Annotated in this window: 14 protein-coding genes; 6 read left to right on the top strand and 8 right to left on the bottom strand. The window is 67.1% G+C overall.

Annotated elements, in window-relative coordinates:
* Positions 1-44 precede the first annotated feature (44 nt).
* Complete coding sequence (locus tag HDC34_RS12895) at positions 45-1,289, top strand: MFS transporter (RefSeq protein WP_179557289.1); 1,245 nt, start codon at positions 45-47, stop codon at positions 1,287-1,289.
* Complete coding sequence (locus tag HDC34_RS12890) at positions 1,286-2,065, top strand: MerR family transcriptional regulator (protein WP_179557288.1); 780 nt, start codon at positions 1,286-1,288, stop codon at positions 2,063-2,065. Before HDC34_RS12895 ends, HDC34_RS12890 begins: the two co-directional genes overlap by 4 nt.
* A gap of 21 nt (positions 2,066-2,086) precedes the next feature.
* On the opposite strand, the gene HDC34_RS12885 is transcribed toward HDC34_RS12890, so the two are convergent.
* From HDC34_RS12885 to HDC34_RS12855, 7 genes are all read right to left on the bottom strand, one after another.
* Positions 2,087-2,617, bottom strand: coding sequence for a hypothetical protein (locus tag HDC34_RS12885; protein WP_179557287.1), 531 nt, complete (start codon positions 2,615-2,617; stop codon positions 2,087-2,089).
* Positions 2,618-2,813: 196 nt separating this feature from the next.
* A complete protein-coding gene (kduI, locus tag HDC34_RS12880; RefSeq protein WP_257023289.1) occupies positions 2,814-3,650 on the bottom strand; it encodes a 5-dehydro-4-deoxy-D-glucuronate isomerase in 837 nt (278 codons plus the stop codon).
* 15 nt (positions 3,651-3,665) lie between these two features.
* Positions 3,666-4,637, bottom strand: a complete 972-nt coding sequence (locus tag HDC34_RS12875) for a 2-hydroxyacid dehydrogenase (protein ID WP_179557286.1) — start codon at positions 4,635-4,637, stop codon at positions 3,666-3,668.
* Between the two features lie 77 nt (positions 4,638-4,714).
* Positions 4,715-5,812 carry an extracellular solute-binding protein gene (locus tag HDC34_RS12870; protein WP_179557285.1) on the bottom strand — a complete coding sequence of 366 codons (1,098 nt, stop codon included), beginning with the start codon at positions 5,810-5,812 and terminating at the stop codon, positions 4,715-4,717.
* A 23-nt stretch (positions 5,813-5,835) separates the two neighbouring features.
* Positions 5,836-6,954 carry an ABC transporter ATP-binding protein gene (locus HDC34_RS12865; protein ID WP_179557284.1) on the bottom strand — a complete coding sequence of 373 codons (1,119 nt, stop codon included), beginning with the start codon at positions 6,952-6,954 and terminating at the stop codon, positions 5,836-5,838.
* A gap of 8 nt (positions 6,955-6,962) precedes the next feature.
* On the bottom strand, positions 6,963-8,708 hold the full coding sequence (locus tag HDC34_RS12860) for an ABC transporter permease subunit (RefSeq protein WP_179557283.1): 1,746 nt from the start codon (positions 8,706-8,708) through the stop codon (positions 6,963-6,965).
* A 29-nt stretch (positions 8,709-8,737) separates the two neighbouring features.
* Entirely contained in the window at positions 8,738-9,103 is a 366-nt protein-coding gene (locus HDC34_RS12855; RefSeq protein ID WP_179557282.1) for a cupin domain-containing protein, read from the bottom strand.
* A 185-nt stretch (positions 9,104-9,288) separates the two neighbouring features.
* On the opposite strand from HDC34_RS12855, the gene HDC34_RS12850 reads away from it, so the two are divergent.
* From HDC34_RS12850 to HDC34_RS12840, 3 genes are all read left to right on the top strand, one after another.
* A complete protein-coding gene (locus tag HDC34_RS12850) occupies positions 9,289-10,104 on the top strand; it encodes an IclR family transcriptional regulator (RefSeq protein WP_179557281.1) in 816 nt (271 codons plus the stop codon).
* An 86-nt stretch (positions 10,105-10,190) separates the two neighbouring features.
* The gene (locus tag HDC34_RS12845; protein ID WP_179557280.1) at positions 10,191-11,195 is read left to right on the top strand and encodes a C-terminal binding protein; all 1,005 of its coding nucleotides are present in this window, start codon (positions 10,191-10,193) and stop codon (positions 11,193-11,195) included.
* On the top strand, positions 11,188-11,931 hold the full coding sequence (locus tag HDC34_RS12840) for an SDR family oxidoreductase (RefSeq protein ID WP_179557279.1): 744 nt from the start codon (positions 11,188-11,190) through the stop codon (positions 11,929-11,931). Before HDC34_RS12845 ends, HDC34_RS12840 begins: the two co-directional genes overlap by 8 nt.
* A gap of 78 nt (positions 11,932-12,009) precedes the next feature.
* On the opposite strand, the gene HDC34_RS12835 is transcribed toward HDC34_RS12840, so the two are convergent.
* Positions 12,010-12,675 carry an RNA polymerase sigma factor gene (locus HDC34_RS12835; RefSeq protein WP_257023288.1) on the bottom strand — a complete coding sequence of 222 codons (666 nt, stop codon included), beginning with the start codon at positions 12,673-12,675 and terminating at the stop codon, positions 12,010-12,012.
* A gap of 248 nt (positions 12,676-12,923) precedes the next feature.
* On the opposite strand from HDC34_RS12835, the gene HDC34_RS12830 reads away from it, so the two are divergent.
* The gene (locus tag HDC34_RS12830) at positions 12,924-13,094 is read left to right on the top strand and encodes a hypothetical protein (protein WP_179557278.1); all 171 of its coding nucleotides are present in this window, start codon (positions 12,924-12,926) and stop codon (positions 13,092-13,094) included.
* Positions 13,095-13,280: the final 186 nt, after the last annotated feature.

The raw sequence follows: 13,280 nt of genomic DNA, 5'->3' as shown, positions 1-13,280 counted from the left end.
GGCCACTTGACCCCGCCCCAACGTCATAGTTTCTGCTTGACCGCATGAACCTCCTCCCGGTCACCTACCTCACCTCGCATGTCCTGTCCCTGCTCGGCAACTCGATCGCCGGCATCGCCCTCCCCCTCATCGTGCTGTCGACGACGGGCAGCGCTCTCGGAGCGGGCACAGTCGCGGCCGCCACGGCCATCCCGGCCGTGCTCGCCGGCCTCGTCATGGGGGTCGTGATCGACCGCATCAACCGGCGCACCTCATCCGTCGTCACCGACCTCATCTCGGCCGCCTCGATCGCAGCCCTGCCGATCATCGACCTCGTCTCGGGCCTCAACCTCGGCTGGTTCATCCTCTTCGGCATCATCGGGTCCCTCGGCGACGTGCCAGGCATGACCGCCCGCGAAGCCCTGCTCCCCGCCATCGTGCGCCACGGCAACATCAGCTCCGAACGCCTCATGGGCGTGCGCGAGAGCCTCAGCGCCGTCGCCATCTTCATCGGCCCCGCCGCCGCCGGAACCCTGATGGTGCTCTTCGACGGCTCCACCGTGCTCTGGATCACCGCCGCCACCTCCCTCCTCGCCGCCCTCGCCACCCTCCTCATCCCGAGGGCGGTCGGTCAGATCGTCGCCGACGACGGCACGCGCGCATCCGCCCCGGTCGGCAGCGGATGGTCGCAGCTGCGCGACGGCTGGCGGGCCCTGTTCCGCAGTCCCTTCCTCGTCGCCACCACGGCGCTCAGCCTCGTGTCGGTGCTCGTGCTCGCCGGACTCCAGGGGCTCGTGCTGCCCGTCTACTTCACGCAGGTCGACCAGCCGGGGCTCCTCGGATTCGTGCTCAGCGCGCTCGCCCTCGGCATGCTCGTCGGCGGCGGCACCTACGCGATCGCCGGCACCCGCGGCCCGCGCCGCGCGTGGTTCGTGGTCGGCATGATCGGCACGACCATCGGCATCGGACTCATCAGCCTCCTCACCTCGGTGTGGGTCGTGTTCGCGGGCGCCTTCGTCATGGGCCTCGCAAGCGGCCTCTTCGGCAGCCTCATGGGCGTGCTCATGATCGAGCGCATCCCCGAGCAGCTGCGCGGCCGCATCATGGGCACCCAGAACGCGCTCACGACGGCGGCCCCTTCGGTCGGCATCATGCTCGCGGCCGTGCTCACCGAGTACGTGAGTGTCAACGCCGCCGCGCTTGTGCTGTTCGGGGCGTGGGGATGCGCGTTCGCCTACGGCCTCGCCGCCCGCCCGCTTCGTAGACTGGAACCCCAAGCAGCGAGCGTGAACTCGGGTGGTGTGCGATGAACAGCAGTGAGCTCGCCCGCCGCGCCGGCGTCACGGTGCGCGCGCTGCGGCACTACCACCAGGTCGGGGTGCTGGATGAGCCGCCCCGCACCTCGAACGGGTACCGGCAGTACGGGGTGCACGATCTCATCCGGGTGCTGCGCATCCGCCGCCTGGCCGCACTCGGCATCGCCCTCGAGGACATGCCGAGCCTCCTCGACGAAGACGGTGCCGAGACGCCCGCGATGCTCGACCGCCTCGACGCCGAGCTCGCGGCACAGATCGAGTGCCTCGCCGCGCAGCGGGCCCTCATCGCTCAGCTGCGCGGCCTCCCCACGACACCCGACCTGCCGCCGGAGCTCGCCACCTTCATGGGCACCCTCTCGGGCCACCTCTCCCCCGAGCTCGAGCAGATGGACCGCGACCAGACCGTGCTTCTCGCGCACCTCGTCGGCGAAGAAGGGATGCCGCACCTGGTCGGCTACTACGAGCAGCTCAGCGATCCCGAGCTGGTGCCGCAGATCGTCGCGATCACCGCCGAGTTCCACCAGCTCGGCGAGCACACCAGCGAGGACACGCTCGACGCCTTCATCGACCGCTTCGTCGCGACGTTCGCGCAGGTCGTCCATTCGCTGCGCGCGGATGCGCCGGAGCTCGACCTGACCGACGCGGCCGGCCTCTTCGACGAGTACTCGGCCTCGGTGCTCAACCCCGTGCAGCAGCGAGCGATGGCGATCGTCGGGGAGCGACTGGACGCGTCCCCCCTCGAGGAGACGCCTCAGGTTACGCCGACCTGATCGTGCGGCTCGCGCCCGCCCCTACACCTTCCCGTATGCCTCCATCGCATCGGTCAGCCCGCGCGCGAGAATGTCTTTGCCAAACGCGTCGGAGTTCTCGTCGAACTCCCCCTCGAGTTCGAGGTCGGCGTTGAGGGTCAGCGTGAGGTCGTCGAACCGGGCCACGTAGCGGCCGGAGGCGCCCGCTTGGAAGTACACCTCGACCTCGACGCCGCTCACCTCGATGAGCTCCGACAGCTCGTCTGCTTCGGTGGGCCCATCCACCCACAGCAGCAGCGTCGGCGCCGACTTCATGCCGTCGCGCCACTCGCAGTCCGGGTCCGGCGACAGCGTCTGGGCAGCTGACGGCGACGCGAATCCGGCCGCCTTCAGCGTCTCGTCCGAGATCGCGCTGCAGGGGTCGATGTCGGCGTAGCCAGACTCGACGAGCTCCGCATCCGGGGTGACCTCGACGCCGTTCCGCGTGTACGTCACCTCGCTCATGCACCCCGCGAACCCGGCGAGCGACACGGCGGATGCCCCCAGCACGGCAAGCACACGAGTCGCCCTCATGGGACGAGCCTAGGAGAGAGCTCGGTCGGCCACAATCGTGCATCAACACTCAGGTCGAACGACTCCCTGCTTTGCGACCGCCCCGTTCGACGTATCCCCGCAGGGCACCACGCCGAAGAGGCTGCGCCCGGAGCGATGAACTCCAGGCGCAGCCTCGTGTGACGACTTGTCGGCGTGCGGCGGACGCACCCCGCGACTAGATCTGCGGCACCGTGATCTGGTCCATGTCGGCGAACGACTGGTTCTCGCCGGCCATGACCCACAGGAACGAGTAGTTGGTGGTGCCGACCCCGAAGTGCATCGACCAGGCCGGGGAGATGACGACGTCGCCGTCCTTGAGGAGCACGTGGCGGGTCTGGCCTGGCAGCCCCATGAAGTGGAAGACCCGCTCGTTCTCGTCGAGGTCGAAGTACGCGTACACCTCGGTGCGGCGGTCGTGGGTGTGGGGCGGCATGCTGTTCCAGACGCTGCCGGTCTCGGGCGCGGTGATGCCGAGCACAAGCTGACTGCTGCGCACCCCGTCCTCGTGGATGTGCTTGCGCACGATGCGCCGGTTCGCGTGCTCCACCTCACCGGTCTCGGTCGTGAGGGCTTCGGCCTTCGGGATGAGGGTGGTGGGGTGCGCTTCGCCTGACACGGCGGAGGAGAGGAAGAAGCGGGTGCCTTCGACGTCTGCTTCGAACGAGATCTCGCGTGCGCCGCGACCGATGTAGAGCGCGTCCATGTGACCGAGCGCGTAGCGGGTGCCGTCGACGACGACCGTGCCGTGCCCGCCGAGTCCCGTCACGGCGAGCTCCCGGCGCTGGCAGAAGTAGTCGGCCCGGAGCTCCGCGGGTGTCTCGAGGTCGAGCGCTGCTCCGGGAATCGGCGTCGCGCCTCCGAGCACCATGCGGTCTTCGTGGCTGTAGACGAGGGAGACGTTGCCTGGGACGAACAGGTCGCTGATCACGAAGCGAGATCGCAGCTGCTCGTCGCTCATGTGCGTGAGCTCGTCGGGGTGGGTGGCGTGGCGGATGTCCATTGGTTCCTTCATGTCGGATGCTGCTGGCTAGAGTGTGGTGCTGCGCACGACGTTGCGCGGGGCGCCTTCGGCGAACGCGACGATGTTCTGCCCCGCGATGGCGAAGACCTCGTCGGCTTCGTCGGTGTGGAAGCCGATGTGCGGGGTGAGGATGAGGTTCGGATGCTCGACGGGCAGCTGGTCGAGCTGTGGTGGCTCGGATTCGAACACGTCGAGCCCCGCGCCGAAGATGCGCTCCTCGCGCAGGAGCGCGAGGAGCGCGTCCCTGTCGAGGATCTCGTCGCGGGCGGTGTTGATAACGATGGCGTTGCTGGGCAGGGAACTCAGCAGTTCGGCCGAGATGAGGCCCTCAGTCTCCGGCGTGTGGGTGAGGTGGAGTGAGACCACGTCACTCACTCGGAACAGTTCTTCGAGGGTCACGCGACGTGCGGGGAGCTTTGCCTCGGCTTCGGGCCGCTCTGTGCGGTTCCAGAACACCACCTCCATCCCGAGGGCGTGACCCATGTCGATGACCTCTCGACCGATGGCGCCGGTTCCGACGACGCCGAGCACGCGGCCGCGCAGCTTGATGCCCTGGTTCTTCTGCCAGTCGCCGGCGCGCACGATGCGGTCGCCTTCCGGCACGCGCCGGGCGAGCGCGAACATGAGCGCGATGGCGTGCTCGGCGACGCTGCGGCTGGCGAAGTCAGGAACGTTGGTGACGGTGATGCCGAGTCGCTCGGCTTCCGCGACGTTCACGAATCGGTGAGCGCCGGTGCCCACGAAGCTGACCTGCTTGAGTCCTGGCACCTCGGACAGGAACCGTTCCGGAAGCGGACCCTGGTCACCGATGATGTAGACGCCGTCGTAGCCCTGCGCTCTCGCGATGGTGGCGTCGGCGTCGGCGAAGCGCTCCTCGAACCAGTCGAGCTGGTGGCCAGACACGGCGAGCGGTTCGATGACATCGCGCTTCACGATGTCGTAGTACTGCGATTCGCCGTCGATGCAGACGATTCTCACGATGGTTCCTTCTCTCTGCGTTGGGACAGGGTGCGAGGCCCGGGAGGGTGGATGTTCCCCCGGGCCTCGGCAGGTGATTACTGCGCGACCCAGCGGTTGAACTGGTCGGTCAGGTCAGCGTTGTTGGCTTTGTAGTAGTCGGCGTCGAGCGTGATCGCGGTGGCCGTGTTCTCGCCGACCGGCAGGAACGGCTGAACTTCGGCGGCGAATCCGTCGACTCCCAGCCCCTTGGTGGCCGCCGGGATCGGGGTCGGCACGCGCGAGCCGAAGGCGATCTGCCCCTCGGTGTTCTCGATGACGCTCTTCAGCAGGTGCTGAGCCGCTTCCGGGTTCGGTGCGTCCGCTGGGATGGCCCAGACACTGTTCGCGTAGCCGGCCTGGTCCCAGCTGACGTCGATGGGGAAGCCGTTCTGCGCCGCAACGGATGCACGGTTGGCCCACACGATGCCGAGGTCACACGAGCCGTTCTCGAAGCTCTCGATCGACTGCGCGCCGCTCGACCACCAGGTGATGTCGCTCTTGATGGTGTCGAGCTTCGCCAGGGCGCGGTCGACGTCGAGCGGGTACAGCTCGTCGGCGGCGACGCCGTCGGCCAGCAACGCGGACTCGAGGGTCCAGCCGTACTGCGGGTTGTTGAAGAAGCAGCGCTTGCCGGGGAACGCCTGCGTGTCGTAGAGGTCGTTCCACGTCTGCGGCTGCGCGTCGGCCGGGAAGTTCTCGGTGTTCCAGGCGAGCACCATCCCGAACGTGCCGACCTCGATGCCCGTCTCCGAGTGGGTGCCGTCAACGAGCTTGTCGACCGGCACGATACTCGTGTCGATCTCGGCGAGATAGCCGTTCTCGGCGGCTTCCTGCGCGTCGCTGAGCGAGGGCAGGAAAACGAGACTCCAGTCGACGGCGCCGTTCTGGGCTGCGGCGAAGAACTTCGTGGAGGCTTCGTTGTAGTCGTCCGTGACGGTCACCCCCGTCTCCTCGGTGAAGTCGGCGAAGAGGGTCTCGTTGAGCCCCTCCCATACGTCGCCGCCGCTGGTGTCGTAGAAGAGGACGTCGCCGGACAGCGCACCCGCTTCTCCGCCCGCGCTGTCGGTGCCTGCGGAGCTGCAGGCGGTGAGCACGAGAGCTCCGGTGAGGCCGAGGACGCCGATGGAGGTGAACCTGGACAGTCTTTTCTGCATGGTTGTTCCTTCTCTGGATTCGGTTAGCGGGTTGAGGGGAGAACCACGGCGCTGTGCGAACGAATGCTCATCACTGCTGGCGCCCCGGGCTCGGGGATGGATTCGGACGAGTCGAGGTCGACGAGGTAGGAGCCGTTCACGTCGGAGAGGCGCACACGGATGGTCTGTCCGAAGAAGCGGGCCTCGGTGACGGTCACGTCGGCGACGGGCTCGAAGCCAGCAGGCACGGTGGCGAGGCCAGTGCTCAGGCGGATCTGCTCGGGGCGCGCGCTCAGCGTGCAGAGCTCCCCCGATTTCAGGGCGGGCTGCCCTGTCGCAGTGACGGCGTAGTCGCCGACGCGTACGACGGTGGCACCCGCCTCATGCCCGCCCACCTCGCCGGGGAACGTGTTGGTCTCGCCGAGGAAGTTGGCGACGAAGGCGCTCGTCGGGGCGCTGTACACCTCGCGAGGAACTCCGACCTGGCGGATGAACCCCGCTTCCATCACTCCCATCCGGTCGGAGAGAATGTAGGCCTCCTCCTGGTCGTGGGTGACGTAGATCGCCGTGGTCTCGGACTCCTGCTGGATGCGACGGATCTCGGATCCGAGGTCCTGCCGCAGCCTGCGGTCGAGAGCTCCGAGCGGTTCGTCGAGGAGCAGGACGCGGGGTCGCTGCGCGAGTGCCCGCCCGAGAGCGACCCGCTGCTGCTGCCCTCCCGAGAGCTGCGATGGGTGGCGATCCTTGAGGCTGCCGAGCTCGGTCAGGTCGAGGATCTCGTCGACTCGCTTCGTGAGCGCGGGACCGCGGACCTTCCGCAACTTGAGACCGAAGGCGATGTTCTGCGCCACCGTGAGGTGCGGGAAGAGCGCGTAGTTCTGGAAGACGAACCCGATGTCTCGCTGCTGCGTTGGGAGCTTGGTGACGTCGGAGCCGTCGATCGACACTCGGCCTGCCGTGAAGTCGATGAGTCCTGCGATGATGCGCAGCAGTGTGGTCTTGCCTGAACCCGACGGTCCGAGCAGGGTGAAGAACTCTCCAGCCCGCACGGTGAGGTCGGTCTCGTGGAGGACCCGGTTACCGCTGAAGTCACAGGTCACCTTGTCGACGTTGACCTCGCCGCGCTTGCCACCTGCGGGAGCGTCTGCGTTCGTGGACGACATGTCGATTCTCATTTCTTCTCTGCGCAGGCCGCGGCCGCGGCCTTTCGCGACTGAATGATGCGCTGGATGACGATGACCGCGACAACGAGGAGCGTGAGCATCGCGGCGATCGCGGGGACCGTGGGAACGATGCCGCTCTCCAGGTACTGGTAGATGGTGACGGGCAGCGTCTTGACTGGCCCGGTCTGCAGGAAGAGCGCGAGCACCACTTCGTCCCAGGAGGTGATGAACGCGAGCCCGAAAGCACCCACGAGCACCGGGATCATGCCGCGCATGGTCACCGTCCAGAACGCCGTCGTTCGAGAGGCGCCCATGGTCCAGGCCGCCGTCTCGAGGTCGAGGCCGCGAGATGCGAGCGACGTGTTGATCATCGCGAACGCGAGCGGGAACGCGACGAGGGTGTGCGCGAAGACGAGGCCGGGGATGGTGCCGGCGAGGTCGAGGCGTAGCTCCACGGCGTAGATGCCGATGGCGAGCAGGATCGCGGGGGTGATGATCGGCGCGAAGGCGAGCCCGGACACGAGCACCTTCGTGCGCTCCGACTTCGCAGTCTGGACCACGCGCGCAAGGTACAGCGCGAGCGCGGTGGAGCAGATCCCGGTGAGGGTCGCGACAAGCAGGCTGCGAACGATGGGGTTGAGCCAGGTCGTCGTGGTGAGCACATCCCCGTACCACTCCAGTGTGAAGCCGCGAGGCGGGAACACCACGGTCTGCGTCTCGCCCACCGAGAGGGGGAAGACGATGAGCACCGGGAGGAGCAGCACGACGAGGGCGATGAGCGTCATGGCGCCGGTGAAGACCGTGCCGGGGGTCCATTTGAAGCGCTGCTCCTGGCTGACGCCCTTGGCCTGACCCCCGAGGCCCGGTGCTTGGAAGCCTCCGCCGATTCGGATGACGGCGACGTAGAGGATGAGCGTCGCGAGCAGCAGCACGATGCCGAGCGCGGAGGCCACGCCCCACTCGAAGAGATCGATCTGCTGCTGGATGTAGACGGCAACCGTCTGCTCCTGCGGGCCTCCGAGGATGGCGGGGACGATGAAGAAGCTCAGCGCGAGGATGAAGCAGAGCAGCGACGCGCTGAGGATCGAGGTGCGCACGAGCGGCAGGAACACTTTGGTGAAGGTCTGCACGCCGCTGGCGCCCAGCGTTCGTGCCGCCAGGATGACGTTGTGATCGACGCTCGTCATGCCCGAGTACAGGATGAGGATCATGTATGGCAGCAGGTACATGACGGTGCCGACGAGCGTGCCGCCCTGCGTGTAGAGCAGGGAGAAGCTCTCACCGCCGACGGCTTGGCTGGCTTCGCTCAGGAGTCCGTTCGGGCTGAGAATCGATGTCAACGCGAAGAGGCGTACGACGATCGACACCTGGAATGGGATGAGCACCAGGAGCAGCACGACGCCGGCGGCCTTGCCCGGCAAGCGCGAGATGAAGTAGGCGACGGGGAAGCCGAGCAGCAGCGCGATGACGGTCGAGTTGAAGGCGAGCACGACAGTGCGCCATTCGACGAGGTGCAGGTAGTCGTCCTGCAGGAGACGCAGGTAGTGCTCGAGCGTGAGCTGCGGGTTCGCCCAGTCCATGACGCCGTCGACGCTGAGGCTGCGGAGCAGGACATCGAAGAGCGGCCAGAAGAAGAAGATCACGAAGAAGCCGGTCGCCGCGAGGGCCAGCGCAATCTTTGGGAGACGCGCGAGGTCGAACGCCGACCGCTTCGGTGGCCGTGGGGTTGGGATTCCGGTCGTGTTCAGGGACATCGTCGGCCCTTGTTCTTGACTGAGCACGGTCATGCCGGTGACTGCGTGATCACGTACAGCTTGCGGCTCTGCTCGGTCACGTCCCACACGACGTGCGAGCCATCCGGCAACGAGACGTAGGCACCGGGGCCGTACGGGACGACCTCCCCCGATTCCCTGGTGATGGTTCCTGCCCCGCTGAGGAAGTACATGTACTCGGAGACGCCGATCTTGCTCGAATGGAAGCTACCTGGGCTGACCTCCCACACTCCGATCTCGGTCGTCGCGTCCTCGTGGAGGATGAGCTCCTGCGCCTGGGGGGCGCCGGAGATCACGCGTGCCGGATTGGCGCTTGGGCCGAGGGGTACCGAGGCGAGGTCCTGCTGGCTGACCGGGTCGAGGGGGAATGCGCCCATTCGTCATGCACCTTTCTGAGCGGAGCCGCGCGCCAAGCCCACTGACTCGCGTTGAAATTTGAAACACTGTCCCATAAGCTCGCGACCACCTGCAATAGAAAATTCGTTGCAGCTTTGTAAAATGTGCCGGAGCACTGCCGATCACCATTCAGCGGCGACAGCCCGCCCAGAAAGAACGGAAGTCCATGACTGATCGAGTGATCTCATCTGGAGGACTGACCTCAGCAGAGCGGGTGACGGGAACACAGAGCCTCGAGAAGGCGATGGACATCCTCGAGTACATCGCCGCTGCACCCCGGCCGGGCGTGACGCTCGCTGAATGCACCGGCATCCTCGGCTACAGCAAGGCGACCACCCAGCGGATGCTGCTGACGCTCACAAGACGCGACATGCTCCACTTCGACGAGGAGCTCGGCGTCTACTCGCTCGGCATGCTGACCGCGAAGCTCGGAGCCGAGTACCTGAGCCGCCTGGACTACCGTCGGGCCGCGCTGCCGGTCCTCCGGGAGCTCGTCGCGGGATCGGGCGAGACCGCGCACCTCGGCGTCCTGACAGGCAAGGACGTCGTCTACATCGAGCTCGTGGACAGCCCGAAGCCGATTCGCATCTTCAGCAAGGTGGGAGACACTCGCCCGGCCTACATGACCGCGATCGGCAAGGCGATCCTGGCGCAGCTCCCGAGCGACCAGCGCAGGGAACGCCTTCCCGAGACGTTGGTCGGGAGCACCGCCCACACCATCACATCGTTCGACCAGCTGTACCGCGACCTCGCCGAGACTCGCGAACGCGGTTACGCCATCGACCGGGGCGAGAACCGGGATGGCATCCGCGGTGTCGCGGCGCCCATCTTCAACTTCTCCGGAATCGTGTGCGCCGCAATGAGCATCGCGGGCCCATCAAGCCGACTCGACAGCGACGAGCGCTTGGCGGAGCTCGGCACCAAAGTAGTCCGCGCTGCCCGCCGAGTCTCGGCCGTGCTCGGCGCCCCCGAGGGCCTGTAGCCACCACCGAGAAGCTCACCGACGGACGAAACCTGCGACAGAATATGGAATGATGTTCCAAAATTCTGAGTCCAACGGAGGATCTCGTGCACCAAGCCCCCAAAGTGGTCATCACCGACTGCGACCATGGCAGCACCGACATCGAGCGCGCACTCGCACGCGAGGCAGGGTATGAGCTGGTCGTCGCGCACTGCGCCAGCGAAGCCGATGTCATCGCCGCAGCCCATGGCGCGACCGCGATCCTCACCCAGTACGCGCCGGTCAGCGCAGCAGTGCTCTCAGCGCTGCCCAGCCTGCGAGCCGTCGGTCGCTACGGCGTGGGAGTCGACACCGTGGACGTCGACGCCGCCACGTCGCAGGGCGTCGCCGTCTGCAACGTGCCCGACTACGGCACGGAGGACGTGAGCGACCACGCGATCGCGCACATCGTCGCGCTCCTCCGCGGTCTGCCCACTCTCGACAAGGGGGTGCGCCGCGGCGTCTCAGACCTCGGTCCGGCACAGCCCTTGCACCGATTCTCGGCGACCACGCTCGGCCTCTACGGCCTCGGCCTCATCGGCGAGGCGACCGCTCGGAAAGCACGGGGACTTGGACTGCAGACCATCGGGAGCGACCCACGCTTCAGTCCGGGAGAGACCACGCCGGACGGGACACTGGTCGTCACCCCGGAGGGGCTCCTCCAGCAGTCCGACATCCTCTCACTGCACCTCCCCCTCATCCCGCAGACGAAGCACCTCATCGACGATGCCGCGTTCGCGCGAATGAAGCACGGCATTAAGATCGTCAACACGTGTCGGGGCGGAGTCATGGACACGGCCGCCCTGGTCAGAGCGTTGGGCGCGGGCGTCGTCTCGGCCGCCGGACTTGACGTCTTCGAGGAGGAGCCGCTCCCCCTGACGAGCGAGCTGCTCGGCTTCGAGCAGGTGCTGCTCACACCACACGCCGCCTGGTACAGCGAGGAGTCATTCTCCGAGCTGAAGCGACGCGCGATGCAGAACATTCTCGACGTCTGCGCTGGCCAGGAGGTCAGCAACACGGTGAACGCCGGGGCGCTCGCCACCCGCGAGTCCGGGGAGCGAACCCATGTTTGACAGGGTGCTGCTCGGGAAGACCGCGGTCGTCACGGGGGCCTCACGCGGAATCGGCGAAGCGGTGGCAGGCGCGCTCATGCGCAGCGGCGCCGACGTCACCGCGCTCCAGCGTGGCCCAGCCTCCCAGGACCTGCGCCAGCTGGCGGACGAACTCGGCCGTCGCCTCACCAGCGTCTCGGTGGACTTCACCGAGGAGCACTCGATCGGGTCCGCCATCACGGAGATCGGCGACGTCGACATCCTCGTGAACAACGCAGGAACGCAGATCCGACACGACGCCGTCGACTTTCCGCTCGCCGACTTCAACCGGGTCATGCAGATCAACACGAGCGCGGTCTTCCAGCTGAGCCAGGGCTTCGGGACCCACATGGTAGCGCGCGGACAAGGCAAGATCGTCACGCTCGCATCGCTCCTCTCCTTCCAGGGCGGCCTGCGTGTGCCCGCGTACGCCGCATCCAAGGGCGCGGTCGCGCAGCTGGTCAAGGCGCTCAGCAACGAGTGGGCCTCCCACGGCGTGAACGTAAACGGGGTCGCCCCCGGCTACGTGCAGACGGAGATGAACGAAGCGCTCCTCGCCGACCCGGATCGGTTCAGGCAGCTGAGCGAACGTATCCCCGCCGGCCGCTGGGCGCTTCCGCAGGACATCGCGAACGCCGTCGTCTACCTCTGCACCCCATACGCCGACTACGTCCACGGCACCGTCCTGCCCGTAGATGGCGGTTGGCTCGGCCGATAGAGGAGAACGAGCTCGCACCGCTGGTCCTACTCCGTCGACACGAGTCGACCGACCGGGCGATGCCGAGGCACGCCCGCCCTAGCGCCACTCGGCCATCGCGACTGCAAGCGCCTTCCGCGCCCTCGCGATGGCGCCGCGCACGGTGCTGACCGGAAGCTCGAGCTGATCCGCGATGTCCTGGTAGCTCAGCGATTCGAGCTCGCGCAGCACCCAGCATCGGCGTTGCTGCTCGGGAAGGTTCGACAGGGCGACGTGGAGGGCCGCGGAGAGGAGCGCAACCTGCGCGTTGGTGGTCGGCGATCCGTCGTCCGGCGCCGGGAACTCGGCCTCCTCGACGCGGTCATGCTCCCGACGTCGCCTGAGCACGTCGATGCTTCTGGATGCGACGATGCGTAGCATCCACGAGCGGACGGCGGCCAGGTCTTTGAGGGTCGACAGCTTCATCCAGGCATGCGCGAGCGACTCCTGGACAACGTCGTCGGCCTCCGCGTCCGAGCCGAGGCGCCGCCTGGCGCACACGTACATGAGCGTGCGGTATCGCTGCACCAGCAGGTCGAAGGCATGCGCGTCACCGAGGGAGGCGAGCCCGGCCAGGAACTCATCACTGTCATCGGCGGCGGCAACGCTCTTGAACTGCGAGAGCGCCCGCGCCCTCTGCGAACCTGTCGCCACGGGGGCGGCGGATGCGGTGGGCGCGTCCCGCAGTTCAGGGAGCTGCGGCGCTGCGTCAATCGCGAGCATCATCGTGGACCTCACTTCCAACAGCCCAGAGCTTGCAGGCCTGAGCTGTCGCCAACCGAGGGTCCCCCGCTGGGGTGAGCGGCATGCGGAACCCGGACGCTGCACCGCGTCTGCCATCCATTCGGAACGGACGCGAAAAGGGATTGCGGACCGCGTCTGCCCAGTACTTGCAAGTCATGCTCAACCGTGTTCTTCCTCGCTCAGATCGTCCGGCGTCTTGCGCCGCGAGAATAGTTAGTTAGACTAGCTATATGCCCGAGACGAGGATCGACCAAGAAGCTGAAAGCCGGCAGGCAATCGCCGCCGACGGCTTCTGGGACGCGTACCAGCGCAGGACCCTGCCGATCGAAGCGCTCGCGATCTGCGGCACGGGGCTCGTCATCAGCGTCGGCATCATCACCGCGATCACGACGCTGTTCTGAGCCGGTCGGCGCGCACCACGCCCCAACTCCGGCAGGCCGCCAACGCTGGCGAGCCCTTCAGGCCTGGCAAGGCGGGCTCGTGGCTAGCAGTCACCCTCGTCGCCACAGCCAGAGTCAGAGCCACCTGACTCTCGACCGACGCTCGGTGCGCGGACCACGCGACCGACGGTCAGGCGCTTCCGGGAG

The sequence above is a fragment of the Pseudoclavibacter sp. JAI123 genome (genome assembly GCF_013409665.1).
Classification (GTDB): Bacteria; Actinomycetota; Actinomycetes; order Actinomycetales; family Microbacteriaceae; genus Pseudoclavibacter.
The sequence above is the reverse complement of the archived record's forward strand: the minus strand, read 5'-3'. Positions and strand labels throughout refer to the sequence as shown.